This is a genomic window from Methylobacterium tardum (assembly GCF_023546765.1).
Lineage (GTDB): Bacteria > Pseudomonadota > Alphaproteobacteria > Rhizobiales > Beijerinckiaceae > Methylobacterium > Methylobacterium tardum.
In genome coordinates, this window is the sequence record NZ_CP097484.1 from 6,471,267 (window position 1) to 6,495,987 (window position 24,721).

At 69.9% G+C, this 24,721-nt stretch carries 28 protein-coding genes and 3 pseudogenes; 14 read left to right on the forward strand and 17 right to left on the reverse strand.

Annotated elements, in window-relative coordinates:
• The first annotated feature begins 153 nt into the window (after window positions 1-153).
• Window positions 154-357 carry a hypothetical protein gene (locus M6G65_RS31005; RefSeq protein WP_192706560.1) on the forward strand — a complete coding sequence of 68 codons (204 nt, stop codon included), beginning with the start codon at window positions 154-156 and terminating at the stop codon, window positions 355-357.
• 20 nt (window positions 358-377) lie between these two features.
• Here the strand turns inward: M6G65_RS31005 and M6G65_RS31010 are convergent, their stop codons facing one another.
• Entirely contained in the window at window positions 378-767 is a 390-nt protein-coding gene (locus M6G65_RS31010) for a hypothetical protein (protein WP_238194006.1), read from the reverse strand.
• Window positions 768-1,084: 317 nt separating this feature from the next.
• On the opposite strand from M6G65_RS31010, the gene M6G65_RS31015 reads away from it, so the two are divergent.
• Window positions 1,085-1,294, forward strand: a complete 210-nt coding sequence (locus M6G65_RS31015) for a cold-shock protein (RefSeq protein ID WP_010682786.1) — start codon at window positions 1,085-1,087, stop codon at window positions 1,292-1,294.
• A gap of 238 nt (window positions 1,295-1,532) precedes the next feature.
• Window positions 1,533-1,768, forward strand: a pseudogene (locus M6G65_RS31020) (AsnC family transcriptional regulator).
• Window positions 1,769-2,020: 252 nt separating this feature from the next.
• On the opposite strand, the gene M6G65_RS31025 reads toward M6G65_RS31020, so the two are convergent.
• A complete protein-coding gene (locus tag M6G65_RS31025; RefSeq protein ID WP_238194008.1) occupies window positions 2,021-2,836 on the reverse strand; it encodes an inositol monophosphatase family protein in 816 nt (271 codons plus the stop codon).
• 410 nt (window positions 2,837-3,246) lie between these two features.
• Here M6G65_RS31025 and M6G65_RS31030 point away from each other — a divergent pair, with 410 nt between their 5' ends.
• A complete protein-coding gene (locus M6G65_RS31030) occupies window positions 3,247-3,702 on the forward strand; it encodes a DUF6101 family protein (protein WP_250103299.1) in 456 nt (151 codons plus the stop codon).
• Between the two features lie 15 nt (window positions 3,703-3,717).
• On the opposite strand, the gene ubiA is transcribed toward M6G65_RS31030, so the two are convergent.
• Window positions 3,718-4,665 carry a 4-hydroxybenzoate octaprenyltransferase gene (ubiA, locus tag M6G65_RS31035; protein ID WP_238194012.1) on the reverse strand — a complete coding sequence of 316 codons (948 nt, stop codon included), beginning with the start codon at window positions 4,663-4,665 and terminating at the stop codon, window positions 3,718-3,720.
• 84 nt (window positions 4,666-4,749) lie between these two features.
• Window positions 4,750-5,229: a hypothetical protein gene (locus M6G65_RS31040; protein WP_238194014.1), complete on the reverse strand. Its 480-nt coding sequence runs from the start codon at window positions 5,227-5,229 to the stop codon at window positions 4,750-4,752.
• 220 nt (window positions 5,230-5,449) lie between these two features.
• Between M6G65_RS31040 and M6G65_RS31045 the strand changes: the two genes are divergently transcribed.
• From M6G65_RS31045 to M6G65_RS31065, 5 genes are all read left to right on the forward strand, one after another.
• Window positions 5,450-6,202, forward strand: a complete 753-nt coding sequence (locus M6G65_RS31045) for a 16S rRNA (uracil(1498)-N(3))-methyltransferase (RefSeq protein WP_238194016.1) — start codon at window positions 5,450-5,452, stop codon at window positions 6,200-6,202.
• Window positions 6,203-6,497: 295 nt separating this feature from the next.
• On the forward strand, window positions 6,498-7,865 hold the full coding sequence (locus tag M6G65_RS31050; RefSeq protein WP_238194017.1) for a glutamate--cysteine ligase: 1,368 nt from the start codon (window positions 6,498-6,500) through the stop codon (window positions 7,863-7,865).
• Window positions 7,866-7,963: 98 nt separating this feature from the next.
• Entirely contained in the window at window positions 7,964-8,293 is a 330-nt protein-coding gene (locus M6G65_RS31055; protein WP_250104319.1) for a hypothetical protein, read from the forward strand.
• Window positions 8,294-8,374: 81 nt separating this feature from the next.
• The gene (locus tag M6G65_RS31060) at window positions 8,375-8,632 is read left to right on the forward strand and encodes a sulfurtransferase TusA family protein (RefSeq protein WP_238194021.1); all 258 of its coding nucleotides are present in this window, start codon (window positions 8,375-8,377) and stop codon (window positions 8,630-8,632) included.
• Between the two features lie 38 nt (window positions 8,633-8,670).
• A complete protein-coding gene (locus M6G65_RS31065; protein ID WP_238194023.1) occupies window positions 8,671-9,246 on the forward strand; it encodes an NUDIX domain-containing protein in 576 nt (191 codons plus the stop codon).
• A 2-nt stretch (window positions 9,247-9,248) separates the two neighbouring features.
• Here M6G65_RS31065 and M6G65_RS31070 read toward each other — a convergent pair whose 3' ends face one another.
• The 6 genes from M6G65_RS31070 to M6G65_RS31095 form a co-directional block, all read right to left on the reverse strand.
• On the reverse strand, window positions 9,249-10,112 hold the full coding sequence (locus M6G65_RS31070; protein ID WP_238194025.1) for a WecB/TagA/CpsF family glycosyltransferase: 864 nt from the start codon (window positions 10,110-10,112) through the stop codon (window positions 9,249-9,251).
• Window positions 10,105-11,580 carry a GumC family protein gene (locus tag M6G65_RS31075; protein ID WP_250103300.1) on the reverse strand — a complete coding sequence of 492 codons (1,476 nt, stop codon included), beginning with the start codon at window positions 11,578-11,580 and terminating at the stop codon, window positions 10,105-10,107. Before M6G65_RS31075 ends, M6G65_RS31070 begins: the two co-directional genes overlap by 8 nt.
• Before the next feature lie 282 nt (window positions 11,581-11,862).
• Complete coding sequence (locus M6G65_RS31080; RefSeq protein WP_238194029.1) at window positions 11,863-12,966, reverse strand: glycosyltransferase; 1,104 nt, start codon at window positions 12,964-12,966, stop codon at window positions 11,863-11,865.
• Window positions 12,963-14,942, reverse strand: coding sequence for a glycosyltransferase (locus M6G65_RS31085; protein WP_238194031.1), 1,980 nt, complete (start codon window positions 14,940-14,942; stop codon window positions 12,963-12,965). Before M6G65_RS31085 ends, M6G65_RS31080 begins: the two co-directional genes overlap by 4 nt.
• An 84-nt stretch (window positions 14,943-15,026) precedes the next feature.
• The gene (gene selD / locus M6G65_RS31090; RefSeq protein WP_250104320.1) at window positions 15,027-16,079 is read right to left on the reverse strand and encodes a selenide, water dikinase SelD; all 1,053 of its coding nucleotides are present in this window, start codon (window positions 16,077-16,079) and stop codon (window positions 15,027-15,029) included.
• A 27-nt stretch (window positions 16,080-16,106) separates the two neighbouring features.
• Window positions 16,107-16,826: a cytochrome c biogenesis CcdA family protein gene (locus tag M6G65_RS31095; RefSeq protein ID WP_238194034.1), complete on the reverse strand. Its 720-nt coding sequence runs from the start codon at window positions 16,824-16,826 to the stop codon at window positions 16,107-16,109.
• 148 nt (window positions 16,827-16,974) lie between these two features.
• Between M6G65_RS31095 and M6G65_RS31100 the strand changes: the two genes are divergently transcribed.
• The 3 genes from M6G65_RS31100 (at window position 16,975) to M6G65_RS31110 (ending at window position 18,168) form a co-directional block, all read left to right on the forward strand.
• Window positions 16,975-17,484, forward strand: coding sequence for a metallophosphoesterase (locus M6G65_RS31100; RefSeq protein WP_238194036.1), 510 nt, complete (start codon window positions 16,975-16,977; stop codon window positions 17,482-17,484).
• Window positions 17,485-17,672: 188 nt separating this feature from the next.
• Window positions 17,673-17,936, forward strand: coding sequence for a hypothetical protein (locus M6G65_RS31105; protein ID WP_238194037.1), 264 nt, complete (start codon window positions 17,673-17,675; stop codon window positions 17,934-17,936).
• Between the two features lie 88 nt (window positions 17,937-18,024).
• Entirely contained in the window at window positions 18,025-18,168 is a 144-nt protein-coding gene (locus M6G65_RS31110; protein WP_192706579.1) for a hypothetical protein, read from the forward strand.
• Here M6G65_RS31110 and M6G65_RS31115 read toward each other — a convergent pair whose 3' ends face one another.
• A complete protein-coding gene (locus M6G65_RS31115) occupies window positions 18,169-18,471 on the reverse strand; it encodes a hypothetical protein (RefSeq protein ID WP_373323623.1) in 303 nt (100 codons plus the stop codon).
• 111 nt (window positions 18,472-18,582) lie between these two features.
• Between M6G65_RS31115 and flaF the strand changes: the two genes are divergently transcribed.
• Window positions 18,583-18,954, forward strand: coding sequence for a flagellar biosynthesis regulator FlaF (gene flaF / locus M6G65_RS31120; protein ID WP_192706580.1), 372 nt, complete (start codon window positions 18,583-18,585; stop codon window positions 18,952-18,954).
• Window positions 18,955-18,966: 12 nt separating this feature from the next.
• Here flaF and M6G65_RS31125 read toward each other — a convergent pair whose 3' ends face one another.
• Entirely contained in the window at window positions 18,967-19,362 is a 396-nt protein-coding gene (locus M6G65_RS31125) for a flagellar biosynthesis repressor FlbT (protein ID WP_250103301.1), read from the reverse strand.
• A gap of 158 nt (window positions 19,363-19,520) precedes the next feature.
• On the opposite strand from M6G65_RS31125, the gene xylB reads away from it, so the two are divergent.
• Window positions 19,521-20,297, forward strand: coding sequence for a D-xylose 1-dehydrogenase (xylB, locus tag M6G65_RS31130; protein ID WP_238194041.1), 777 nt, complete (start codon window positions 19,521-19,523; stop codon window positions 20,295-20,297).
• A gap of 96 nt (window positions 20,298-20,393) precedes the next feature.
• Here the strand turns inward: xylB and M6G65_RS31135 are convergent, their stop codons facing one another.
• The 5 genes and pseudogenes from M6G65_RS31135 to M6G65_RS31155 all read right to left on the reverse strand — a co-directional run bounded on the left by M6G65_RS31135 (window position 20,394) and on the right by M6G65_RS31155 (window position 24,665).
• Complete coding sequence (locus M6G65_RS31135; RefSeq protein ID WP_250103302.1) at window positions 20,394-20,624, reverse strand: hypothetical protein; 231 nt, start codon at window positions 20,622-20,624, stop codon at window positions 20,394-20,396.
• A gap of 210 nt (window positions 20,625-20,834) precedes the next feature.
• Window positions 20,835-21,086: a molybdopterin converting factor subunit 1 gene (gene moaD / locus M6G65_RS31140; protein WP_238194043.1), complete on the reverse strand. Its 252-nt coding sequence runs from the start codon at window positions 21,084-21,086 to the stop codon at window positions 20,835-20,837.
• A gap of 52 nt (window positions 21,087-21,138) precedes the next feature.
• Window positions 21,139-21,738, reverse strand: a complete 600-nt coding sequence (pgsA, locus tag M6G65_RS31145) for a CDP-diacylglycerol--glycerol-3-phosphate 3-phosphatidyltransferase (RefSeq protein WP_192707344.1) — start codon at window positions 21,736-21,738, stop codon at window positions 21,139-21,141.
• 73 nt (window positions 21,739-21,811) lie between these two features.
• Window positions 21,812-23,870 (reverse strand): annotated as a pseudogene (gene uvrC / locus M6G65_RS31150) (excinuclease ABC subunit UvrC).
• Between the two features lie 79 nt (window positions 23,871-23,949).
• A pseudogene (locus M6G65_RS31155) lies at window positions 23,950-24,665 on the reverse strand (protein phosphatase CheZ).
• Window positions 24,666-24,721 lie beyond the last annotated feature (56 nt).

A 24,721-nucleotide genomic window follows, 5' to 3' on the forward strand; every position in this document is an offset into this window, starting at 1 on the left:
TGTTCTCCGTTGCTGGGATGTGCCCGACCAACGGAAGGCCGATCACCCCGTTCCCGCGGCCAAACGGCGGCCGAGCCCGGCGCGGGCGGGCCAAGGAACCCCCGGGAGCGCGGTCCGTTAGTGACCATCCCATCACGCATCAGGAGTCGCGCCATGGCCAACCCCGGCCTGCCCGAACCCACGCCCGGCGATCTGCCGCCTGTGCCGCCCACGCCCGACGAGGAGCCGGATATCGGCCCGACCGGTCCGCGCACGCCCTATCCGGTGAACGACCCCGGCATCGGCGAGCCCGGCGGTCCAGGTTCCGAACCCGACATCTTCCCGGGGACGCCGACCGATCCCGGGACGCGGATGTGACCCGCGGACAGCGGTGAGACTCAGTGGCCGCCGTGCGAGGTGCGAACGTCGCGGGGGGCGTTGAGGATCTCGGAGAGGCTCGTCACGACGTGGCGGGCCTCTTCGTCCGTCAGGCGAAGCTGGAAGGGCGGGAGCGCCCCGGCCTGCAGGGCGACCACCGCCTGACCCTCGTCGTCGGTGCCGATCTCGATGGCCGAGGAGGTCACGTCGAGCATGGCGACCTCCTCGTCGCCCATCTCATCCCCGACATCCGGCTCGTCGGTATCGTCGATCGCCGTGAGAAGCTGGCCGACGGCGCGCACCAGGGCGCGCGCGGCGCGGGCATCCATCACCACCGCCGTCGCCTGATCATCCTTCTGGAAAGAGAGCTGGATGTTCGCACCGTCCAGCGAGACCGAGATGCCTGCCATGTACCGTCCAGAGCCACGCGCCTTAACTGCTTGAGCGCATTCCGTATATGCATCGTGAATGCCGAGAATCACAGGGGGCGGCGCGCCTCGGCAGCGCCCGCGATCCGGCCTGCGACGCAGATGTTGCGTCCGAACCGCCTTGTTGCGGCCGCAGCGGATCCCTAAATACGTCCTCGGGGGGCTTACCCACCGAGACCGACGCTTCAAGGGTCCGGCATCTCGCGCCCCGCCACACTGGCCAAACCCCAGAAAGACCTTGGCGCATCACGCGGCTCCTTCGTCGCGCGGGTGGCCTATGGACGAACGAGGTACACTACGTGAATACCGGCACTGTGAAGTGGTTCAATGAGACCAAGGGCTACGGTTTCATCCAGCCCGATGATGGCGGCAAGGACGTGTTCGTTCACATCTCGGCCGTCGAGCGCGCCGGGATGCGCAACCTGATCGAAGGCCAGCGGATCACTTACGAGATCCTCACCGACAAGCGCAGCGGCAAGGACGCCGCCGGCAACCTGCAGGCGGCCTGACCGTCCCGCAGGTCTGAAAGGCCCTCACAGGCCTCCCGCTGCGCCCTGGGTGCGGAGGGAGACCGTCCCGAAGGGACGCTTGTGAGGGATCCTGATCCGGCCGCGCGAAGCGGTTCCCCCTTCCGACGCTTCCATGCCGGACGAGACCGTTCGGTATCCGGTCGCGTCGGAGGCAATATCCCAGAAACGACGCCGGGCGGCGTAAAACGTCCGGTCCAGAAAAGAAAAGACCTAATTCATGATGTTCGAATACACACGGCGCCGCGGCGTCCGTTCCCCGTCACCGATGCGCCGACCTTCCGGGTGGGCAAGCTGGCGCGGGCCAAGACCGCGGATCAGACCGGGGCCGATATCAGCCACCTGATCGACCGGTCCTACAACTACCATTCCCCTCGGGAACTGCACTGGCATCTCGCCGAGCGCCTCGGGCTCGCGCCCGGCGCGGTCATGCTCCGCGAGTCCGCGGCAGCCTGACGGGCAAGACGTAGCGGCGAGTCTCGCGACCGATCGCTTCCCGCCGATCACACCGTCATTCCGGGGCGCCGCAGGTGAGCCCGGAAGCCATAAGCGCCGCGGTTGCTCAACCGTGGCGCCTCGGCGTGCCTTGATCCCGGGCTCCGCTGCGCGGCCCCGGGATGTCGCCCATCCCGGATGACGAGATGGGATCGCGATCGTCACCCGGCGTGATTGGGCCTCACAGCCGACTTCAAGAGCCGTCCCCGCGCCTCAGCGGCCCCAGGCCGCCAGGACGGGATCGCGCAGCACCACCGGAGCGGCGAGCAGCTCGCCGTGAACCGGATCCGGGCGGTTATAGGGTGTGGCGTCACCGTTGAAGTCGCACACAATCCCGCCCGCTTCGCGCAGGACGAGGTCCGCGGCCGCGAGGTCCCAGTCGCGGGCATGGCCGGAGATCATCCCGACATCGACGGTCCCGTCGGCCACGCGGGCGAGCCGCAGGGCGAGCGACGGGATCCGCGCGATCACCGAGAAATCCGGATCCGGGCCGGCGCCGCGCGTGAGGCGGTCGAGCATCGGTTTCGGGCCGGTGATGCGCGCGCCCGGCAGGCTCTGCCGGCCGTCGACCCGGATCTGTTCGCCGTTCCGGGTGGCGCCGCGCCCGCGGACCGCTTCGTAATCCGCGCCGCCGGCCGGCGCGTGGACGAAGCCGATCAGCGGCTGGCCCCCGGAGAGCAGGGCGACCGCGATCGCCCAGTCGGGGTGGCCCGACAGGAAGGCGCGGGTCCCGTCGATCGGATCCACGATCCAGACGAGGTCGTGGCCGATGCGCGCCGGATCGTCGGCCGTCTCCTCCGAAAGCCAAGCCGCCTGCGGAACGAGGCTGCTCAGCCGGACCTTCAGGAAGGCGTCCACCGCGACGTCGGCCTCGGTCACCGGCGAGCCGCCCGCTTTCGACCAGATCCGCGCGGAGGTCTGGCCGCCGAGCCTGAAGAACGGACGCGCGATCTCGGCAGCCTCGCGCATGACCGCGCGCAGGTCCGGCATGAGGGCGGAGACGGCGTCGTCGGTGAGAGTCTCGGACATCGCGCTCCGCATGGAATCGGTCTGGCCCCGCAAAGGGCCTCGTTGCGCCGTCTATCCGGCTGAGCGGATGTCGGGGCCCGGCTGGGCTGAGAGAACCGGGCGCGGGAGGGCCGCGCATCCGGCCGCTCCGTTGTACGGCGCCTCCCGCACCGCCACAAGGATGTTGGTTGATCGATCGATAATGATCGAACAGCGCAAGGAAGTGTTGAGCATTCAAGGAAGCATTGAGCATTCCGCAAATGACAGCCCTGTCCAGATTCGCTTAACGACGGCTCTTAAGCGGTGCGGAGGAGTTCGGGTGCGATTTTGCTTGGCATAACGGACGGCCCGACAGGGGTCGCCACTTGATCCAGGGACTCGGACCGATGAACACTTCCCCGATCGCGGATGAACGTCGCACAGGACAGCCGATGCTTGATGCGGACATCGCGCTCTGTTTCACGGCTTCGCCGCTCCCGGTGATCGGCCGGACGTCCGGCGCCCGCCCGGCCGCCGGCATCGCACTCGCCTACGCTGCCGAGGATGCCGAGATCACCGGGACCGACCGGTTCACGTTGATCCTCGTCGATGCGGAAGGCCACGCGCTCCATCGCCTCGGCAGCTTCGGCGAGGACGACGTCGTGGCCGTTTGGCGCGACATCGCGGGCCGGGCCGGGCTGGTGCGGATGATCGTGCGGGAGGACGGTGTCCTCGTGCCGGTGTCCCAGCAGATTGGCCGTCTGATCCTCGGACAGGTGCGCATCCGCCGCCGGCATGCCGGGCTCGGCGCCCGCCGCCCGCGCTTCCTGGCCCGCCGCAAGACCGGCCGGTTGCCGGCCCGGCCGCAGATCTTCCGCGGCGAGAACGAGATCATCGCCCGCACCTGACGGTCTCCGCAGACCTCAGAAGAGACCACGCAGCAACGCGTCGGCAGCGAGGCCGACGAACAGGATCAGGCCCGCATCCCGGTTCGACCGGAACAGGGTGAGCGCTCCGCGCCCGTCGCGCTCCCGGAGCGACACGACCTGCCAGGCGAGATGCGCCGCGAAGGCCGCAACGCCCAGGTAACCCACGATACCCGCGCTCGCGCCTCTGGCCGCCAGCAGGATCAGGATTGCCGCCAGGGCGTAGCATAGCCCGACGGCGCCTTTGACACGCCGGCCGAACAGCCGGGCCGAGGACCGGATCCCGGCGATCTCGTCATCCTCGATGTCCTGAACCGCGTAGATCGTGTCGTAGCCGATGACCCAGCACAGCGCGCCCGCGTAGAGCAGCAGCGCCGGCGGATCGAGGCGGGCGAACACCGCCGCCCAGCCCATCAGCGCGCCCCACGCGAAGGCCAGGCCCAGGATCGCCTGCGGCAGCGGCATGACGCGCTTCATGAACGGGTAGATCGCCACCGGCACGAGGGAGCACAGCCCGATGAGGATCGCCTCCTCGTTGAACTGCACCAGCACCGCGAGCCCGATCAGCGCCTGGACCACCAGGAACACGGCCGCGTGGCGCGGCCGCACCTGCCCCGAGGGGAGGGGGCGCAGGCGCGTGCGCTCGACCTGGGCGTCGAGGTCGCGATCGGCGATGTCGTTGTAGGTGGAGCCCGCCCCACGCATCGCCACCGCCCCGATCAGGAACAGCAGGCAGTGCCAGGGATCCGGGAAGGGCTGCTCCGCGGCGATCGCCGCCAGCGCGGCCGACCACCAGCAGGGCAGGAGCAGCAGCCACCACCCGATCGGCCGGTCGATGCGCGCTAGGCGCAGATAGGGCCGCCAGGGCCGCGGCGCGAACCGGTCGACCCAGTGTCCGCTCACGGCGTCCGCCGGCCGCCCGTCGTCAATCGCCGTCCTGCTCATCGCTCGGATCTCCGGTCGCCGCACACGAGGCCCCCTCCGCTGCAGAGGGGATCCGCGCCGGATCCGTGATCCTCTCAGACGATCTTACAGGGCGCCCTGCGGCAGCTTGAAGCTGCCGGTCAAGCCCGGACCGCCGAGCAGGCCGCCGCCGTTGCCATTGGCCTGAGCCTGGGCCTGGGCGCGGGCCTGCGCCTCCATCTTGGTCGCCTGGGCGGCGACGCTGCAGATCTTGGTGCGGATGCCGCTGACCTTCAGGTGGTCGGCCTTGAAGCCCTCGGCGAAGGAATCGGGGATCGAGCACCATTCCTTGTTGGCGGTGATCCACTTCAGGCCCTCGGCGCCGTTGGCCTGGAGCTTGCCGAACAGCGCGCAGGCTTCCTGCGGCGTCATCTTCTTCTTGGACTGCGAGGCCGCGTTGGCACGGCCGACCAGCGCTTTGCGATCGGCCAGGGTCTTCTGGATGGCGCCGCATTCCGGCGTCGCGCTCTGCGCGAAGGCTGCGGTACCGAACAGAACGGTGCCGACCAGCACCGCGGCCCCCAGACTCAAGCTCCCCTTCGCCATTCCACGACTCCCTCGACGCCCCTGCCGAATCCGCATGCGGCCGGCTCTCATCCGTTTCCCTGGGTTCGCCATAGGATTGTGGCGTCAATCAAGCGGCAAACCGGCTGCGCGATGCACTGGTGGACGAGGTGCGGAAAAGCCGCTCTCGTAACCTTTTGGCAACAGAGTGCGGGGCCCGTCCCGCGTTGACACGCCCAGCGGGGCGGGCAACCACGCGCCGATGCCGGCCTACGACTTCACCGCTCCGCGCCTCTACGTCGCGCCCGATCTCGCCGCGGGGGTGATTCTGCCGCTCGACCGGGCGCAGGCGAATTACCTGCTCAACGTCCTGCGCCGTGGGCCGGACGATCCCGTCCTGGTCTTCAACGGTCGCGACGGCGAGTGGCGTGCGCACCTCGTCCAGACCGGCCGCAAGGGCGCTGACCTGCACGTCGCCGCGCGCACGCGTCCGCAGCCTCGGCCCGCAGACCTGCACTACCTGTTCGCGCCCCTGAAGAGCGCGCGCCTGGACTACCTCGCGCAGAAGGCGGTGGAGATGGGAGCCGGCACGATCCAGCCGGTGATCACCCGGTTCACGCAGGGCGAGCGGGTCAATATGGACCGGCTGCGCGCCAATGCGGTGGAGGCCGCCGAGCAATGCGGCATCCTGGCGATCCCGGACTGCCCGGAACCCCAACGCCTGCCCGCGGTGCTGGCCGGCCTCGCGCCGGAGCGTCTCCTGGTGTTCTGCGACGAGGACGCCCCCGTCGGCGATCCGGTGGCGGCCCTGCGCGCGGCGGGCGATCCGCAGGCGCCGCCGCCGCTCGCCGTCCTGGTCGGCCCGGAGGGCGGCTTCTCCGAGGAGGAGCGGGCGCTGATTCGGGCGCGGCCCAACACCGTCGCGCTGTCGCTCGGGCCGCGGATCCTCCGAGCCGACACCGCCGCTGTCGCGGTGCTGACCCTGGTCCAGGCGGTTCTCGGAGATGCGCGCTGAAATGTCCGCCTGTCGGATCCATGTGTGCCGGCGCACATAAGGATAGTCCGGCGGGCGATTGTCGCGCCGGATCAGACGTGAAGCGGGGCACCGGTCTGCGCCGCCGCGTTGTGGGTTCTCGGCGGCTCGACTATGTCCCTCACCGGACGCCGCCTGCGCCGCGGGCTCATCGGGGTCGGGGGCGGGTGTCAGCCCGAACCCCATTCGCGAGGTGGGGTTTGAACCGGGCGGACCCGCCGAAGCAGTTCGGCGCGCCCTCTCCCAGGCACAGGTCAGACGCACGGGCAGGCAGCGCATGGCGCGCGACAGCAACGACACCACGCCGCTCACCGCGCGCGCCGAGCTGATCGAGTGGTTCGCCGCGGGCGAGAAGCCGCGCGAGCGCTTCGCGATCGGCACCGAGCACGAGAAGATCCCGTTCTACCGGGAGACCCGGGCGCCCGTGCCCTACGACGGCGAGCGCGGGATCCGTGCGCTGCTGGAAGGCCTCGGCCGCGAGACCGGCTGGGAGCCGATCCTCGATCTCGGCAACATCATCGGCCTGTCGGCGGAAGAGGGTGGCGCGATCTCGATCGAGCCCGGCGGCCAGTTCGAGCTGTCCGGCGCGGCGCTCCCCGACGTGCACGCCACGGCCGCGGAACTCGCCACCCATCTGGCGGCCACAAAACGCGCCGCCGATCCGCTGGGCATCAGTTTCCTCACCCTCGGCATGAGCCCCAAATGGCGCCGGGACGAAACTCCGGTCATGCCCAAGAGCCGATACCGGATCATGGCTGGCTATATGCCGAAGGTCGGGTCGCTCGGTCTCGACATGATGCTGCGCACCGCCACCGTGCAGGTGAACCTCGACTTCGCCTCCGAGGCCGACATGGTGCGCAAGATGCGCGCCTCGCTGGCGCTGCAGCCGGTGGCCACCGCACTCTTCGCCAACTCCCCCTTCACCGACGGACGGCCCAACGGCTTCCTGTCGCGCCGGTCGGAGATCTGGCGCGACACGGATGCGGACCGCACCGGGATGCTGCCCTTCGCCTTCGAGGCGGGGTTCGGCTACGAGGCCTATGTCGACTGGCTGCTCGACATGCCGATGTACTTCGTCAAGCGCGGCGACACCTACCACGACGTTTCGGGTGCCTCGTTCCGCGACCTGATGGCCGGCAAGCTCGCGCAGCTTCCGGGCGAGTACGCGACGGTCTCCGACTGGGCCAATCACGCCTCGACCGCCTTCCCGGAAGTCCGCCTGAAGCGCTTTCTCGAGATGCGCGGCGCCGATGTCGGCGATCCCGGCATGATCGCCGCGCAGGCGGCCTTCTGGGTCGGACTGCTCTACGACGAATCCGCCCTCGACGCCGCCCTCGACCTCGTGAAGGGGTGGAGCCCCGCGAACCGCGAGGCCGCGCGGGCCACGGCGCCGCGGCTTGGTCTCGCAACCCCGGTGGCCAACACGACGCTGGGTGCGGTCGCGGCCGAGGCCCTGGCCATTGCCCGGGCGGGTCTGCGCGCGCGGGGCCGCCGCGACGCGGAGGGACGTGACGAGACGATCTACCTCCAGCCGCTCGAAGCCATCGTGGCGGCGGGGCGGACCCGGGCCGAAGATCTGCTGGCCGATTACGAGGGGCGCTGGGGGTCCTGCGTGCGTGCTGCCTTCTCGGAATGCGTGTTCTGACCGTGCTTCGGGCGCGCGCTTGCCCAGGCGCGAATCCCTGAACGGACGTGCTAATGGAACGTTCTGAGGCCCGCTTCGGCCTCGCCGGGGGGCGTTCCATGATCCGTGTGACAACCATCTTTCTGGCCGCGATGGCCGCTGTGACAATCGCGGCCGGCCCGTGCCGGGCCGCCGACCCGGCCCCGTTCAACGGGGGCGGTCGCTGGCACTATGGTCCCGAAGGCCGGATCGCCGGCACGGTGACGGCACGCGGCCGGCCGCAATACAGCTACTACGGCGAATACGGCTACCCGGCCCCGTTCGGCTACGGCGTCGCCTACGCGCCGGTGCCGAGCCACGGGTTCGACACCGGGTATTACGGCCCGCGCTATGTCTGGTCCGCACCGGCCGGTTATTACGGCCCGGCCTTCGGCTACTACGAATGGTGAGGCCGCCCGCTGGTATCGGCGGTCACGGGTCCCTATGACCGACCCGGAGCGGGCTTCTGCGCCGTTCCGGGAGCCAGCCGTTTGCGGAACGACGATCCGGACTGCATCGAGGTCGATCTCAGCGGGCTGAAATGTCCGCTGCCGGTGCTGCGCACCCGCAAGGCTCTGCGGGCGCTGAAGCCCGGCCAGACCCTCGCGGTGACCTGCACCGATCCTCTGGCGATGATCGATATCCCTAACCTCGTGCGTGAGGAGGGCGCGCGGCTCGACGCGGCCGAGCGCCTCGGCGAGACCGTGCGTTTTCGCATGACCGCCTCCGTGAAGCCGCCGCATTCCTGAACGATCCGTCAGGATCTCGGAATGAGGTTGGGAACGGCATGGCACCACGGATCGGGGGCGTGCGCCTCGTGCACGACGGTTGGGCGCGCTATCTCGTGGCGGAGGTGATGCAGGAGGACGGGACCCGCATCACGCGCGAGATCGAGGATCACGGCCGGGCCGTGGCGGTGCTGCCCTACGATCCCGACCGGCGCGTCGCGACGCTGGTCTCGCAGTTCCGGGCTCCGGTGCTCTATGCCAGCGGCCCGTCGAGCCACCTCGAGGTGCCGGCCGGCCTCCTCGACGAGGGCTTGCCGGAGGACGAGGCGCGGCGTGAGGCCATGGAAGAGACGGGCTTACGCCTCGGGCAGCTCGATTTCGTCTCCAGCGCCTGGTCGATGCCGGGCATCTCCACCGAACGGATGGACCTGTTCCTGGCGGCCTACCGCGAGGCCGACCGGACCGGCGCCGGCGGCGGCCTGGCCTCGGAGAGCGAGGCCGTCGCCGTGCACGAGATCCCGCTCCCGGAACTGGCCGCGATGGGCCGGCGCGGCGCCCTTACCGACATGAAGTCGCTGGTGCTGCTCTTCGCGCTGCAATTGCGGCGACCGGACCTGTTCACCGGAGCGGGCTGAGATCACCCGATCCGGTGCGGGAGGCACGCCCGGGCCGCGATCCCGACGAAGCGCCAGGATTTGATGAAGTACCGGCGGAACAGCCTGCGCGGCGCCTGGAGGAACCGGAAGATCCACTCGAGGCCGAGGCGCTGCATGACGCCGGGTGCCCGCTTCAGGCATCCGGCCGCGACGTTGAGCGCGTCGCCGACGCAGAGCACCATCGGGTTGCCCAGCGCCGAGGCATGCCGGTCAATCCAGATCTCCGATTTCGGAGCTCCGACGCCCAGGACCAGCAGCGTGGTGCCGTGTGCCCGGATCCGCTCCGCCAGGGCGCGGCTGTAGTCGCGGTCATGCTCGAACCCGAAGGGCGGCACGACGCTCGCCACCGCGCTGCCCGGCAGACCCTCCGCCCGCAGGCGGGCGGTCAGGACATCCGCCGCATCCTGGCGCGAGGACACGAAGAAGACCCTCTGCGCGTAGGTATGCGGGTCGGCGAGGATGCAGGCCAGCAGGTCGTGGCCGGTGACCCGCTGCACGGGCTGACGAGACACCGCTCGCGCCAGCCAGACCAGCGGCATGCCGTCGAGGGTCCTGGCGACGGCCCGAGCATAGGCGCCGCGGAAGCCGGCATTCTCGTTGAGCTGGACGATGTGGTCGATGTTGGCCGTCACGATCATGCGCGGCGCATCGTCCTGTCGGGCCGCCACCGCGGCGACGATTGCGGCGGCGGTCCCGGTGTTGAAGCGCAGGCCGAACAGCTCCACGGTCGCGCACGCCTGCACGGCGCCGGGTACCAGGGAGGCTGGAAGCCGCGCGGTGCGGACCTCGCGGCGGGGCGGGTCCGCAGCGTCCAGGCCGAAGCCGACATTCCCGATCTCACGCATCGGCGGCCCGGAAGCTCGCGGCGGGACGGGCGGCGGCGCGCTGGTTGCGTCGGCGGTCGCTGTCGGCGCCGAGCGCCAGGGCGATGCCGCCGCCGAGAAGCAGCCCGAGCACCAGGGCGACCGGAAGGACGATCTTAGGCGAAGGCGGGAAGGTCCGCTGGCGGGCGGGCGTCGCCACCGAGATCACCCGCACGTTGGTGGTGTTCAGCCGCTCCTGCTCGCTCGCCTCGCGGGCCCGCTTCAGATAGGCCTCGTAGACGCCGCGGCGGGCATCGAGCGTCCGCTCCAGCTCGCGGAGGCCGACATAGGCCCGGTCGCTGGACACCGTCTCGGTCTTGACCCGGTCGAGATTGGCCCGAATCGCCGCCTCGCTGGCGGCGGCGCGGTCGTAATCCTTCTGGGTCGTCTCGATGATCCGCTCCTTCTCGCGCTGGATCAGCCGCTGAAGGTCGCGCTGCTGGGCGTATTGCTCGGCCATCGCCGGGTGCCGCTCGCCGAGACGGGTGGCCAGCTCGGCGGTATTGCGGGAGAGCGTGGCGTATTGCTGACGCAGCGCCTGCATCTCCAGCGATTGCAGCATCTCGGGGAGCGCCGTGCTGGGATCCGAGGACCGCATCCTGCGCGCCTGCTCCAGGCGCGACTTGGCCTCGGCGGTCTTGATCGAGGCCGTGACGAGCTGCTGGTTCAGGTCGCCGAGCTGCTGATCGGTCAGCAGCCTGCCGCTGGAGGCTACGAGCTTGTGATCCTCGCGGTAGCGCACCACCGCGCTCTCGGCCTGCTCGACATCCCGCTTCAGGTTGGCGAGCCGGCCGGCCAGGGCATCCGAGGCGCGCCGGGCCGTGTCGGTCCGGGCCGCGGCCTCTTCGGCGAAGTAGGCGTCGCCGATTGCGTTGGCGATGCGCGCGGCCTTCTCGGCGTCGCGGGACTGAACCGCGACGTCGATCACGAAGGTCCGCTCGGCCCGCCGGACGGTGAGCCGGTTCTGGAGCGTGTCGAGGGCGATGTTGACCGGATCCCGGCTCGCCGGCGGCGGCAGCATGCCGAGCGCGCCCTTGATCCAGTTCAGGGTGGGGTTGTTGCCGTCCGGCAGCACGAACTCGTCATCCTGATCGAGGTGCAGCTTGGCGATGACCCGGCGCAGCACGTTGTCGGACTGGATGACCCGCACCTGGCTCTCGGCGATCGAGACGCCGCTGTCGGCCTGGGGCTGGCGGGCGTTCACGTCGTTCTCGGCGACGCGCAGGTCGCTCGGATCGGCGAGCACCTGCATGCTCGATGTGTAGCGCGGCGTGATGAGCCCGAGCAGCGCGACCGCGACCGCGACCATGAACAGGGCGCCCAGGACGATGAAGCCGCTTCCACGCCACAGGCGCCGTAGGATCACGCGCGGTTCCGTCCGAGGCGTGACCTGGGGCAGCACCATGCGCACGGGCTGATCACCGCCCATTCGTGTCGAGAAGTCGAACATACGCCTCGCTCCTTGACCTGCCGGGGCGGAGAACGCCGCCCGTCACCGCCTCCATCGCCCTGTCTCTCCGCGGTGCAGCTCCGTGCCGATCCGGGACAGATCCTCGCTTGCGGCGGTCTCGTCACCGGCAGTCGAGCAACCAGCATACCGAACAAGTACTCTCGCCGTGGTGCAGGTTCCTGACGCAGGAAACGCGCAGATAAGCGATACAGCGACAAACGTAAGTGTCACGGCAGAGGGGCGCGGGAACCCCTGATTTTGTTGGGGACTACGTACTCCGTCTCACGCGGCGCCTTTGGGTGCGACAATTGACTCCGCCGCGTCGTAGGCTGTTCGATCGCCGGCCAGAAAACTTCGGAAACGGTGCGCATCCTCGGCTGCCGCCGCGTTCCAGCGTGCCACGTTCTCTCGACTCGCCTGGATCGCCCGGGTCAGACCGCCTTCCGCGATCCAGCCGAGCAGCGCCGCAACGGCAGAGTCCGGTTGATCCGGGCGGATCAGAAGCCCCGACGCGCCGAGAACCTCTCGGAACACGGGTTCATCCGGCGCCACCACCGGCAGGCCGCCGTGCTGCACCTCGAGCAACGGCAGACCGAGCCCCTCTGCCTTCGATGTCGAGATCAACAAATGGCACGAGGCCGCGAGCCCGCGCAGCTCGGCATCGGACACGTAGCCGTAGCGATGCAGGTAGGGGGGCGGATCGTCGAGGAATTCGTGCCGGCCCCAGCCGACCCGGCCGACGAGATGGAGTTCGGCCGACACGCCGGCGCGGATCAGCGCGGCCGTCAGGGCCAGGGCGGCCGGATAGTCCTTGCGCGGCTCGATGGTGCCGATCGCGAGCAGCCGAAGGGGTTGGCCGGCGGCGTAGCCGGCCGGCCCGGGCAGATCGCCGAGGCCGAAGGCGTCGCGCACGCCAGGGCGGAGCAGCGCCACGCGGGCGTGGTCCGCGCAGAGGCCGCGCACGGCCTCGCCGGTGGTGCGGCTGTTGACGAACAGGTTCGGGCACCAGCGCAGGGCGAGGGCGAAGCTCGGGCTCATGTAGAGGCGGCTGCGCAGGCTCAGATCCGCCGTCCGGGTGATCAGGAAGGTGTCGTGGACGTAGAGCAGGCACCGCTCAGCCGCGACGGCGCAGAGCGGTCCGGGCGGAAAGCCGGGAAACAGCAACAGGGCCTCCCGGTCCAGGAGCGCCCGCAGCGGCAGGCCGAGCTGCTGCGCGGCGATCATGCCGGGCAGCGATCCGCTGGTCACCGGGCGGACCTCGTGCGGTGCCAGGGTCTCGGGCGCGAAAAGGTCGAGCGTGATCCGCTCGATCCCGGTCACGTGCCCGCGCAGATGCGTCTCGTCGAGATAGATCCGCCGTCTTCCGGCCTCGTCCCCGCGCCTCACGGCGCGCTCCGTCGCAGCGTGCCGGCGAGGTAGAGACAGCGGCGCACGAAGAGCGGCATGCGGCGGCCCAGGACCATCTGCTTGGCCCGCCGCAGCCGGCGCACCAGGGGCGGCGAAGCCGCCGGAACTGTGCCGACGGCTCCCTTCTGCAGCGCGGCGGCGAACGGGAAGTGGCCGAGCATCGCCGGTGCGAAGGTCGGGCGCAGCGTGGCGTCCCGCAGGCCGCGTCGGCGAAACACCGCGTCCAGGGACAGGGCGGCCGCGGCCGGGCTGTGGCGGCTCTCCAGAGTGATCCGCGCGAAGGCGCCGAGCCGCGCCCGTGCGTCACCGTCCTCGACCAGCGCGGTCAGCGCCTCCGCCAGGGCGCCGGGCCGCACCGGGACGAGGCGGCCCGAGACGCCGTCGATCACCGAGGAGGTCAGGCCGGACACGCGGTAGGCGAGCGTCGGCACGCCGCAGAGACCGGCTTCGATCGGCGTCTGGCCCAGCGTCTCGTGGCGGCTCGCCGTGACGTGGACGTCGCAGGCGCCGTACCAGGCGGCGAGGGTCTTTTCGTCGGCGATGAGGCCCGGCGCGAACAGGTTGGGGACACCGAGCTTGGTCGGGTCGTCGAGCCGGCCGATCGCCACGACCCCGACGCCCGGACGCGTCACGGCCTGGAGCGCGGCGCGCAGGTCCGAGAAGCCCTTGTCGGGCCCGTCGACGATCACCGCCGAGACCAGGATCAGCACGTCGCCGGGCGGCAAACCGAGCCGAAGGCGCAGGGCGGCGCGATCGCCCGGCCGGAACACGGCGGTCGGGAAGGCCAAGCGGATCCGCTCCGCGATCGCGCCCGGCGGCGCGAGCTCCCGGGCGCGCAAAAGCGTCCAGTCGGAATTCGCGAGCAGCCACGGGCCGGCAGGGCCGGCAAGCACCGCGCGCTTGCGGACATGCATGCTGGCGATCCGGTCCGAGGCGAGCTGCGGGTACTCGTCCGGTGTCGGGCAGGCGGCGTCGCAGCCGGCGAGGGCGCGGCCGCAATCGCGGGGATGGCAGCACCGGCCTGTGAGCGGGAACAGGTCGTGCAGGACGAGGCCGACCGGTCCCCGCCGGGCGAGGCGTCCGACGATGTCGAGGCTGCGGGTCGCTCCGTGCAGGTTACCGGCGAGCACCAGATCGGGAGCCGCCGCCGCGATCGCGGCCTCGGCCTGCGGGAACGTGTCGGTCCACTCGGCGGCCTCGGGGCGGGTGCTCAAGGCGACTTCGGTCACGCGGTGGCCCGCGAGCGCGAGAGCGTCGGCGAGCCGGCGCTGCGCCACGCCGGCGCCGCCCTGGGTGCCCGTGCCGGTGAGCGAGACGATCGACAGGTCGCCCGTCGGGATCGGCGCCACCGCGAGGCCGTGCAGAAGCACGGGGCGTCCGATGATGACCCGCCGCGCCTCGCCGAGCGCCGACCAGGCCGCGGCGGCCTGCAGCGCCCCGTCCGCATCGAGGAGGGCGTGCGTGGACAGCGCGTCCCGCGCCCACAGGATTGCGCTGCCCGCGAACGCGCCGTCACCCGGCTCCACCATGGCGGCCGGCGCATCGAGAGCACGGACGGCGTCATCGTACAGAACGCGCAGGCCCGCCACCGCGGCAGCGCCCGTGAGCGCGGCTTCGAGCGCCAGGGCCGTGAGGGCGCCCGGGGCGAGGAGGTCGCCGGCGCCGAGCCAGAGCAGGTGGTCGATGGTCGGGTCGGCCAGCATCCGCTCGACCGCGGCGCGGCCGGAGCCGGGCGGCAGGAGGTCGTGCCGGACGTCCGGATATTCCTGGCGCAGGACCGACGCGACGGATCCGCCCGGATCGGTCCCGTGCCGCGTGACCGTGATGACGCGGATGCGCGGCCACGGTCGCCCGTCCGGCAGGGACGCGGGACGCGCGAGGCCGCCGCGGGCGGTCCCGAACGGCCAGCCGGCGATGCCGTGCGTGGGTGGCGGCAGGGTTGAGGTATCGGTCACAGCGGGTTTGATGGCTCTTGCACTCGGCGGGGCGAGAGCCTGAACGCGATTGTTGAAGATTGCCTCCCCGGCGACGCCGTGTCCTCAGCTGTCAACACGGATCCGGGCCGGCCCGGTCTCCACCCGGCCGATCCGGGCCGCGGCCGGGTAGCCGGCGGCGTGGATGCGCGCGAGGATTGCATCCGCCCGCTCGGCCGCGCAGGAGACCAGCAATCCGCCGGAGGTCTGCGGGTCGGTCAGGAGGTGCCGGCGCCATTCGGGAAACGCAGCCGGCAGGTCGACCGCCTCGCCGAACGCGGCCCAGTTGCGATGCGAGGCCCCGGTCACGAAGCCGTCGCGCGCCAGCGCCTCCGCCCGCGGCAGCAGCGGCAGGGCATCGGCCTCCAGGACGAGCGTCAGCCCGGCGCCGCGGGCGAGTTCCAGCCCATGGCCGAGGATGCCGAAGCCGGTCACGTCGGTGAGGGCGTGCACGGCGGGCTCGGCGGCGAGATCCGCCCCGACCCGGTTGAGCAGCGTGGTCGTGGCGACGAAATCCCGGTAGCCGGCCTCGTCCAAGGCCTCCCGCTTGATCGCGGCCGAGTAGACGCCGACCCCGAGCGCCTTGGTCAGGATGACGGCGTCCCCGGGCAGCGCATCGGCGTTGCGCCGCACCGCCTCCCGGCGGCAGGTTCCGATCACCGCGAGCCCGTAGATCGGCTCGGGCGTGTCGATCGAGTGCCCGCCCGCGACCGGTATGCCGGCCTCGGAGCAGGCGGCCGCGCCGCCTTGCAGGATCCGTGCGACCACCTCGGGATCGATCTTGCCCACCGGCATGCCCAGGATCGCCAGAGCCAGGATGGGACGGCCGCCCATGGCGTAGACATCCGAGATCGCGTTCGTGGCGGCGATCCGGCCGAAATCGACGGGATCGTCGACCATTGGGGTGAAGAAGTCGGTGGTGGCGATGACGCAGGTGCCGTCGTCCAGCTCCCAGACCGCCGCATCGTCGGAGGTCTCGTTGCCGACGAGAAGGCGTTCGAACGGGCCGGCGGCGGGCTGCTGGGCGAGCAGCTGGCGCAGGACGGCGGGATCGAGCTTGCAGCCGCAGCCGCCACCATGCGCCAAACTGGTCAGACGGGGGGCTCGGTCATCGCTGATCTCCGTTGCGGGCGCTGGCGCCGGCTGTCAGTAGCGCGTCGTGATTGTGTTCAGCCAGTCCGGCGAAGCCGCGACGGCCGCAGCCTCGACGCGCTTGTCCAGCCCCGTCAGGAGCAGCAGGCCGAGCAGGACCATGACGACGCCCATCGCTGCCTTCGCGGCCCGGCCGGCGGCCGCCAGCCCGCCGCGCCAGCGCATCAGCGCCTGACGGGAGACCAGACCGAGCAGCATCAGCGGCGCGGCCGCGCCGATCCCGAAGGCCAGCATCGCGAGGGCCACGCTCCAGAGGTGCTCGCCCCGCGACGCCATCAGCGAGGCCGCCCCGAGGGTCGGGCCCACGCAGGGGCTCCAGGCCGCCCCGAGCAGGACGCCGACGGCGAACTGGCCGGACAGACCGCCGGTCCCGATCCCGGCAAAGCGCTCCTCGGCCCAGGCTCCCACCGGCCCCGCCGCGGTCGCGACCTGGGCCTGGAGGCGGGGCAGCATGAGGACCACGCCCACGAGCACCAGCAGGATCGCGCCGACGCTCCGGAACACGTCCCCGTCGAGCCCGATGGCGAAGCCGATCGTCGCCACGAACAGGCCAATGGCCGTGAAGGCGATGGCGAGCCCACTCGCAAGGGCGACCGGACCGAGCCGATGCTCCGACGCCGCGGTCCCGAGCACGATCGGCACAAGCGGCAGGACGCAGGGCGAGAGCACCGACAGCAGGCCGGCCAGGAAGGCGAATCCGACCGTCCCCAGCATGTCCCCGCCCTCCCTCGATCGCCCCGGATGCCACGCTTCGCGCCTGTGACCGATGGCGTCAACGCGCCGACGGGTCACGGTCCCGATGGAACAACGCCGCTGCCGGAGCGCTTCGCGGCGAGGCGGCGGGCTCACGGTGGAGCGACGGGTGACGACCTTCTTCACGGGGGACACGCATTTCGGGGATCAGCGGGCCCTGCGCTTCGACCACCGGCCCTATCCCGATCTGGCCGCCCACGATGCCGGCCTGATCGCGGCCTGGAACGCGGCCGTGACGCCCACCGACATCGTCTGGCATCTCGGCGACTTCGCCCTCGGTCCAAGCGGGGCACGGATCCGCGAGATCCTCGACGGGCTCAACGGCGAGAAGCATCTGATCATCGGCAACAACGACGGCCCCGAGACCCTGACGGCGCCCGGCTGGGCCTCGGTCCGCCACTATGCGGAATTTGCGGTCGAGGGCCGGATGGTGGTGCTCTGCCACTACGCATTTCGCACCTGGAATGGCATGAGCCGGGGCGCACTCAATCTGCACGGGCACAGCCACGGCAAGCTCAAGCCGATGCCCAGGCAGTACGATGTCGGGGTCGATCCGATGGGTCCGGCCCCCGTGGCGTTGCCTGCAATCCTCACTTCTCGCCTGCGCCGGAAGAGCTGATCCGGACCGGAACCTTCATGTCAGCTTCACCGTTTGAGCGGACAGAGATGGGGAGGACGCGAGCCGCCCCGAGAAACCCGGCAGACCGAACCAAGGTCTGCCATCACATCCAGTGTGTGAGTGTTCCCGTGAGTGCCAGTTCGGCCACTCTGTCCCGATGCCTCGCCAGTGTCCTGGCCGGCCTCGTCATGACCTCCTCGGCGCTGGCTCTGCCGGCGTGCCTGGAGGCTCAGCGCAAGGTCGATGAGGCGAATGCCCTGCGCTTCCAGGCGCGCCAGGAAGCTCGGCTGGGCAACCACGATCGTGTCTGCGACACGCTCGATGAGGTTGGCGACCGTTACGACGATGCCCGCGACGCGTTCGAGCGATGCGGCGAGGGTGTCGTGGCGATCGATCTGCGCAGTGAGCTTCGGGGCTTGCGGATCGCCAAGAAAATCAACCGCTGCGACTGATCGGGTGCGCGCCCGCACCTCGGCCGCGCCGCGCCAGCAGCATCATCCTGACATGCGCGACTCACGTCGCCCAGAAGGTTCTGTGCCGATGACCCCCGCCACCACGCTCTCGAACGATGTCGACTCCGCGACCGCTGTCCGCACCGGTCCGTCCTTCGCCGCCGCGCTCTGCGGCTTCGTCAGCACCACGGTCGCGACGACCATGCTGCTCGTCCTGATCGGCACCTTCTGATCAGGGCGAAACCGACCAGAATCTCTGGCGGTTGAAGAGCATATCCTGCGCGCCGATCTTCGGAGCCGCATCGGGGCGCCGGACGCAATCCGGCTCCGGCGGCTTCGGAAGCGCCGCCAGAGCCATCGGCGGCAGGGTCGGTTTCAGGCCGAGTCGCGCCTGAATCTCCGGTTGACGTGCCGCCGCGATGGTCAGAACGCAGGCGATCAGGCCGCCAGCAACAGTTCCGAGACAGAAATTCAGCATTGGTGAGGGGGTCCGGCGGCGGATTCCTTCGAGCCACAAACCGTGGTCGTTGTCCAACCCGGCAGTATCATGGCGGATCTGACGCTCACGCCGTCTTAACTCCTGTTCTGCGACAGCTACGCGCAAGCCTGCCGCGCAGGTGAGTCCGATGCCGGTTGGGGACCGCCGATGAACACTGCCGCCAATGCCTATGCCAGAACCGCGCGCAGCGCTCTGTCGCCCCGTGAGGCCGAGTCAGCTCTGCTGCTGAAGGCGGCGCAACGTCTCATCAGCGCGGAGCATGGGCTCGCCTCCGGGGAGGTCCGGTCGCTGAACGAAGCGCTCTCGTTCAATCAGCGGATCTGGACGCTGCTCAGCTCCGAGGCGACGGCCGACGAGAACCCGCTTCCGGCCGACGTGAAGCAGGGTGTCGCCCGTCTCGGTGTCTTCGTGCTGCGCAGCTGTGTCGACACGATGATCGAGCCGACCTCCGAGAAGATCGCGACGCTGGTCTCGATCAACAACCAGCTCGCCGCCGGTCTGCAGGGCAATCCGGGCTGAGGCGCGGCGCGCTCAAGTCGCCGCCGGCGCCTCCAACGAGATCGCGCTCTCCCACTCGGCGAGCTTTCGGCCGAGCTTGAGCGCGCGGTAATACTCGCCGGCCTCGGCGAGTTCGGCGATGGCGGCAATCTGCTGGGCGGCCGCCGGAACCAGGCGGATGAGGTCGGTCGCTTGGCGGAAGAACAGGTCGATCCCCTGCGCGGGGTCATCGGCGAGGTAGATGACCGTCAGCGTCAGGTGGAGCTGCTTGCAGGCCGTATCGGCCTCGCTCTCCGTGATGATTTCGCTTTCCCGCAGGAACTTGCATTGGGTCTCGATCAGGAACGCGGACCGCCGGTCCCCGTTGCGGATCAGGGCACCGTTGATGATGAGCCGCTCGAACGGCTTGAGTTCCAGGCGCAGAGGCACGGCGTTTTCCTTTCTAGAAGACGCAGCGATCTCATTCGGCAACTCTTAACGTTTCGCGAATCTTCGACCTCTGCCTGAGCGTTGCGGCGCGTCGGCACACGGGTAAAACTCCGACAATTCGCGGCGCGGAGGCGGTCGCGATCGAGGAGGGCTGTCCGATGTCGTCAACGCCTGGGACTCGCGCGATCTATCCGAGCCTGCAGGGCAAGCGCGTGCTGGTGACCGGAGGCGCGTCCGGGATCGGCGCGGGTCTGGTGGAAGCCTTCGTGCTGCAGGGCGCGCGCGTTCTCTTCTGTGATATCGCCGACGCCGCGGCGCAGGCCGTGATCGCGAGGCTCTCTCCCGGGGCAGCGTACGCGCCGCTCTACCGACGCTGTGACCTGACCGACGTCGAGGCTGTCCGGGCTCTCGTGACCGAGGCCGAGACGGCCTTGGGCGGCCTCGACGTGCTGGTCAACAACGCCGGCAACGACGACCGCCACAAGCTCGAGGATGTCACGCCGGCCTACTGGGACGACCGCATGGCGGTGAATCTGCGCCATCTGTTCTTCGCCGCCCAGGCGGCGGTCCCGGCGATGCGTCGGGCCGGCGGGGGCGTGATCCTGAACTTCGGCTCGATCAGCTGGCATCTCGGATTGCCGGACATGCCGCTCTACCAGACCGCAAAGGCCGCGATCGAGGGCATGACCCGCGCGCTCGCCCGCGATCTCGGCCGCGACGGCATCCGGGTGGTGGCGATCGTGCCCGGGAACGTCCAGACCCCGCGGCAGGAGAAATGGTACACAGCGGAAGGGGAAGCCGGGATCGTCGCGGCTCAATGCCTCGACGGCCGGATCCAGCCGGCCGATGTCGCGGCCCTGGTCCTGTTCCTGGCCTCGGACGATGCCCGGATGTGTACGGGCCACGGCTACTTCGTGGATGTCGGCTGGCGGTGAGGGCGAGTCGCCGTCACCCTTGATGATCATCCGCGTGTGCGAACGAGGCGTTCGCGGCCGGACCTGTGGAGAGGCCCGGCCGCGCAGGGCCGTGCCTCAGTCGCACGACTCCTTCTTCACGGTCTTGGAATCGCCCATGTCGTTCTCCTTGCGGACCGTCTTGGTGACGCAGCCGTCGCCGTGCTCGTGGACGGTCACGGACTTCGACTCGGAGGCCGGGCGATCGGCGACGACCGCCGGACGGTCACGCTCGATGACGGTGGTCTGCGCCTGCGCGGCGGCGCAGAGGCTCAGCAGGGCAGCGGTGGCGAGCAGGGTCTTGCGCATTCTCGGGCTCCGGTAACCGATATCGGTCCCCGGTAACGGCCGGCCCAGCTTGAGCGTTCCGCAGCCAACGAAGTCTTGAGGCGGGCCGAACCCGTAAAGGAACTTGGCTCGGACCGCGCGCCGTTCGGCATGAAGCACAGCCGGAGCGACGGCGTTAGAGACGCCGGAATAGCGCGCTTCAAGCCGGGTCGACTACGTGCACGGCGCCCCTCAGCCCCCGGTCATCGGCGGGAAGAAGGCGATCTCCCGAGCGCCGACGATCGAGGCGTCGGGCTTGGCATGGGCGCGATCGATGGCGGCGCGCACCACGCCGGGATCCTCGAAGGCGTAGGCGTATTCCTCGCCCCGCCCGCGCAGCCACGCGACGAGATCCGTCACGGTGGCGACCTCCGGTGGCGGAGCCACCTCCTCCTCGGGGCGGCCGATCCGCTCCCGAACCCAGGCGAAATAGACGAGCTTCATGGCAACACCGCCGAACAGAGGCCTGGGACCGGGCCGCCCGCGCGCCGCGTCATCAGCGCGGGTCGTCGATGACGTGCTTGATCCCCGCCCGCATGTAGTCCCAGCCGGTCCACAGCGTCAGGGCGGCGGCAAGCCACAGCAGCGTCAGGCCGATCGATTCCGTGCCCGGCAACACCGTTTCGCCCGCGGGTCCGGCCACCAGGAAGCCCAGCGACAGCAGCTGCACCGTGGTCTTCCATTTGGCGATCCGGCTCACCGGCACGCCGACCTTCAGCTCGGCCAGATACTCCCGCAGGCCGGAGACCAGGACCTCGCGGCACAGGATCACGATCGCGGCCCAGATATTCGAGCCGATGATGGTGTGGTCTGCCGTCAACATCAGCAGGCAGGCGGAGACGAGCAGCTTGTCGGCGATCGGATCGAGCATCCGGCCGAGTGCGGAACTCTGATCGTAGGTCCGCGCGACGTAACCGTCGAGGTAGTCGGTGATCGCGGCCGCGACGAACACGCCGAGCGCCGTCCACCGCGCCGTGTGGGACTCGGGCCAGAACAGCAGCGCGACCATCACCGGCACGGCAACGAGGCGCCCGTAGGTCAGGCAATTCGCGAGCGTCCAAGCCGGCGACCGTCGTCGGGGAAGGACGGCGTTCATCGCCGGGGTGAAATCAGAGCCCGGCGCGGGCGTCAACGCCTTGGGGGCCGGTTCGGTCATGACGGCGGGGTTCTCAGGCGCCGGCATGGAAGAAGTCGTAGACCGCCCGTGCGGTTGCGGCGTTGACGCCCGGTGTCTTGGCCAAGTCCTCGAAGGCGGCGCGCTCGATCGCCTTCACGGTCCCGAAATGGTGGAGCAGCGCGCGCTTGCGGCTGGGGCCGATGCCGGCGATCTCGTCCAGGGGATTCTTCACCATCTCTCGCTTGCGCTTGGCCCGGTGGCTGCCGATGGCGAAGCGGTGAGCCTCGTCGCGGAGTCGCTGCACGAAGTAGAGCGTCGGATCGCGCGGCGGAAGCTTGAAAGGCGGCCGGCCGGGTACGAAAAACGTCTCGCGCCCGGCATCGCGGTCGCGTCCCTTGGCGACGCCGACAAGCGGCACACCCGTGACATCGACCTCGTCGAGCGCCGCCCGGGCCGCGTCGAGCTGGCCCTTGCCGCCGTCGATGAGCACGAGGTCGGGCCAGGCCGGGAAGGCCTCGCTCTCCTCGGCCGGGACCGGCACCGGCTCCTGCACGCCGCCTTCGGCCGCGGCGACGGCGGCTTCCCGCTCGGTGCGCGGCGCCTCCTTCACGAGCCGCTTGAACCGCCGCTGCAGCACTTCGCGCATCATGCCGTAATCGTCGCCGGGCGTGAGATCCTCGGACTTGATGTTGAACGTGCGGTAATGCGTCTTCATGAAGCCCGTGGGGCCCGCGACGATCATCCCGCCGACGGCGTTCGTGCCCATGATGTGCGAGTTGTCGTAGACCTCGATCCGCCGCGGCGCGCGGTCGAGCCCGAAGGCCTGTCCCAGGGCCGCGAGCAGCTTGCCCTGCGAGGCCGTGTCGGCGAGCCGCCGGGCGAGGGCTTCCTTGGCGTTGCGTTGGGCGTAGTCGGCGAGGTTCTTGCGCTCGCCGCGGCTCGGGCGGTGCAGCTCGACGCGGTACTCCACCCGGCTCGACAGGGCGGCGGCGACCAGCTCCGCGTCCTCGATGGCGTGGCTCGTGAGCACCGTCCGGGGCGCAGGCTTGTCGTCGTAAAACTGGCCGATGAACGAGCCCAGCACCTCGTCGGGCGTCATCGTCCGATCCGCCTTCGGGAAGTAGGCGCGGTTGCCCCAGTTCTGGAAGTTGCGGAAGAAGAACACCTCGATGCAGAACTGACCGGCCTGCTCGTCGAGGGCGAACACGTCGGCCTCCTCGACGCCCTGCGTGTTGACGCCCTGCACGCCCTGGATCGCCGAGAGCGCGGCGATCCGATCGCGGAAGCGGGCGGCGCGCTCGAATTCCATGGCCTCGGACGCTTCCTGCATCTCGCCGCGCATCCGATCCTTCACGGCGTTGGACTTGCCCGCCAGGAACGCGCGCGCCGAATCCGCCATCGCCGCATAGTCCTCGAGCGCGATCTCGCCCGTGCACGGGCCGGAGCAGCGCTTGATCTGGTAGAGCAGGCAGGGCCGGGTGCGGTTCTCGTAGTAGCTGTCGGTGCAGGTGCGCAGCAGGAAGGCGCGCTGCAGGGCGTTGACCGTCCTGTTGACCGCCCACACGCTGGCGAAGGGCCCGTAATAGCTGCCCTTCCGGCGCCTCGCGCCGCGGTGCTTGACGATCTGCGGAGCCGGGCCGTCGTCGGTGACCAGGATGTAGGGGAACGACTTGTCGTCCCGCATCAGCACGTTGAAGCGGGGCTTCAGCTGCTTGATCAGGTTGGCTTCGAGGAGCAGCGCCTCGGTCTCGGTGGCGGTGGTGACGAACTCCATCGCCGCCGTCTGCGAGATCATCCGGGCGATGCGGTTCGAATGCGCCTGCCGCGGGCATAGGAGCCGACGCGGGCCTTCAGGTTCTTGGCCTTGCCGACGTAGAGGACGTCGCCGCGGTGGTCGAACATCCGGTAGACGCCGGGGGAGGACGGCAGCGTCGACCAGAAGCGCCGGATCACCTCGGTGCCGGCCTGGACCGCGCCCGGCTCGAAATCGAAGTCGATCTCCGGCGAGGCGTCGGCGGCCGGCCTGCCTCGTCGGCGCTCTCGTCCCGCTCGGCATCGCGGCCGTCGTCGAACGTGTCGGGGGGCAGGTCGGTAAGGGCTCTGCGGCTCATACCGCAGATCTAAGCGTTCCTGCCGCCGAGGGGGACAGGGCGGCGTACAAAAATCGTGCGCCGCCGGCCCGCAGACGGATCAGTCGAAGAGTGAGTCGATGTCGCTCTGATCAACGTGACCCGGATCGTGATCGAGCTTCGGCCCGTTGAGCAGCGAGCTCTCGTCGTCCAGCGCCGTCGGCACCGGCATGACGGTGATGAGCTCCTTGAAGCTGTCGAGTTCCGACCAGGTTGCGATCAGCCGGTCGAGGTGCTCCTCGATGAACTTCATCACGCCGACGATCTTGGTGATCCGCTGGCCGGTCAGATCCTGGAAGTTGCAGGCCTCGTAAGCGGTGATGACCCGCTCGAGGATCACGTCGACGTGCGGCTTCATGCCAGGCGGCAGGGTCGCGGCATTGAGCATGCCGGCGTGGCTCTCGATCTCCTCGACCGCCCCGAGGAGCTGCGTCGTGGCGCGCTCGGTCGAGTCGACCACGGCATCGAGCTCGTCGGCTGCCCGGCGCATGCCCTTGCCGGTGTTCTCGGTCCGGTGCAGCGTTGCCAGCTCACCCTTTGTCCGCGTGATCGCATCCTTCATGATGTCGAGTTCGGTGCGCATCGCGAGCGCTTCGTGCAGCTCGCGGCGGCAGGACTCGATCGTCTCGCTCGCGCTCATCTGAGTAACGCGGCGCAGGTCCTGGATGGCGTTGAAGATGTCTTCGAGGCGCTCCCCAGAGGCGGGCGTGCTCGACGCTGGCGGGGAGCCCCGGGAAGCCCAAGGGCGTCTTCGATGCGATAGCGCTTCTGGGTCATCGTCCGGGCGTAGGCGTTCGGGTTCGGTCGCGATAAGTGTCTAACACATCAGTTAG

Excerpts from the sequence above, each read along its gene's own strand:
- M6G65_RS31005 (WP_192706560.1), top strand. The coding sequence starts at position 154 with ATGGCCAACCCCGGCCTGCCCGAACCCACGCCCGGCGATCTGCCGCCT.
- M6G65_RS31010 (WP_238194006.1), bottom strand. The coding sequence starts at position 767 with ATGGCAGGCATCTCGGTCTCGCTGGACGGTGCGAACATCCAGCTCTCT.
- M6G65_RS31025 (WP_238194008.1), bottom strand. The coding sequence starts at position 2,836 with ATGTCCGAGACTCTCACCGACGACGCCGTCTCCGCCCTCATGCCGGAC.
- M6G65_RS31030 (WP_250103299.1), top strand. The coding sequence starts at position 3,247 with ATGCTTGATGCGGACATCGCGCTCTGTTTCACGGCTTCGCCGCTCCCG.
- ubiA (WP_238194012.1), bottom strand. The coding sequence starts at position 4,665 with ATGAGCAGGACGGCGATTGACGACGGGCGGCCGGCGGACGCCGTGAGC.
- M6G65_RS31040 (WP_238194014.1), bottom strand. The coding sequence starts at position 5,229 with ATGGCGAAGGGGAGCTTGAGTCTGGGGGCCGCGGTGCTGGTCGGCACC.
- M6G65_RS31045 (WP_238194016.1), top strand. The coding sequence starts at position 5,450 with ATGCCGGCCTACGACTTCACCGCTCCGCGCCTCTACGTCGCGCCCGAT.
- M6G65_RS31050 (WP_238194017.1), top strand. The coding sequence starts at position 6,498 with ATGGCGCGCGACAGCAACGACACCACGCCGCTCACCGCGCGCGCCGAG.
- M6G65_RS31055 (WP_250104319.1), top strand. The coding sequence starts at position 7,964 with ATGATCCGTGTGACAACCATCTTTCTGGCCGCGATGGCCGCTGTGACA.
- M6G65_RS31065 (WP_238194023.1), top strand. The coding sequence starts at position 8,671 with ATGGCACCACGGATCGGGGGCGTGCGCCTCGTGCACGACGGTTGGGCG.
- M6G65_RS31070 (WP_238194025.1), bottom strand. The coding sequence starts at position 10,112 with ATGCGTGAGATCGGGAATGTCGGCTTCGGCCTGGACGCTGCGGACCCG.
- M6G65_RS31075 (WP_250103300.1), bottom strand. The coding sequence starts at position 11,580 with ATGTTCGACTTCTCGACACGAATGGGCGGTGATCAGCCCGTGCGCATG.
- M6G65_RS31095 (WP_238194034.1), bottom strand. The coding sequence starts at position 16,826 with ATGCTGGGGACGGTCGGATTCGCCTTCCTGGCCGGCCTGCTGTCGGTG.
- M6G65_RS31105 (WP_238194037.1), top strand. The coding sequence starts at position 17,673 with ATGACCTCCTCGGCGCTGGCTCTGCCGGCGTGCCTGGAGGCTCAGCGC.
- M6G65_RS31110 (WP_192706579.1), top strand. The coding sequence starts at position 18,025 with ATGACCCCCGCCACCACGCTCTCGAACGATGTCGACTCCGCGACCGCT.
- flaF (WP_192706580.1), top strand. The coding sequence starts at position 18,583 with ATGAACACTGCCGCCAATGCCTATGCCAGAACCGCGCGCAGCGCTCTG.
- xylB (WP_238194041.1), top strand. The coding sequence starts at position 19,521 with ATGTCGTCAACGCCTGGGACTCGCGCGATCTATCCGAGCCTGCAGGGC.
- M6G65_RS31135 (WP_250103302.1), bottom strand. The coding sequence starts at position 20,624 with ATGCGCAAGACCCTGCTCGCCACCGCTGCCCTGCTGAGCCTCTGCGCC.
- moaD (WP_238194043.1), bottom strand. The coding sequence starts at position 21,086 with ATGAAGCTCGTCTATTTCGCCTGGGTTCGGGAGCGGATCGGCCGCCCC.
- pgsA (WP_192707344.1), bottom strand. The coding sequence starts at position 21,738 with ATGAACGCCGTCCTTCCCCGACGACGGTCGCCGGCTTGGACGCTCGCG.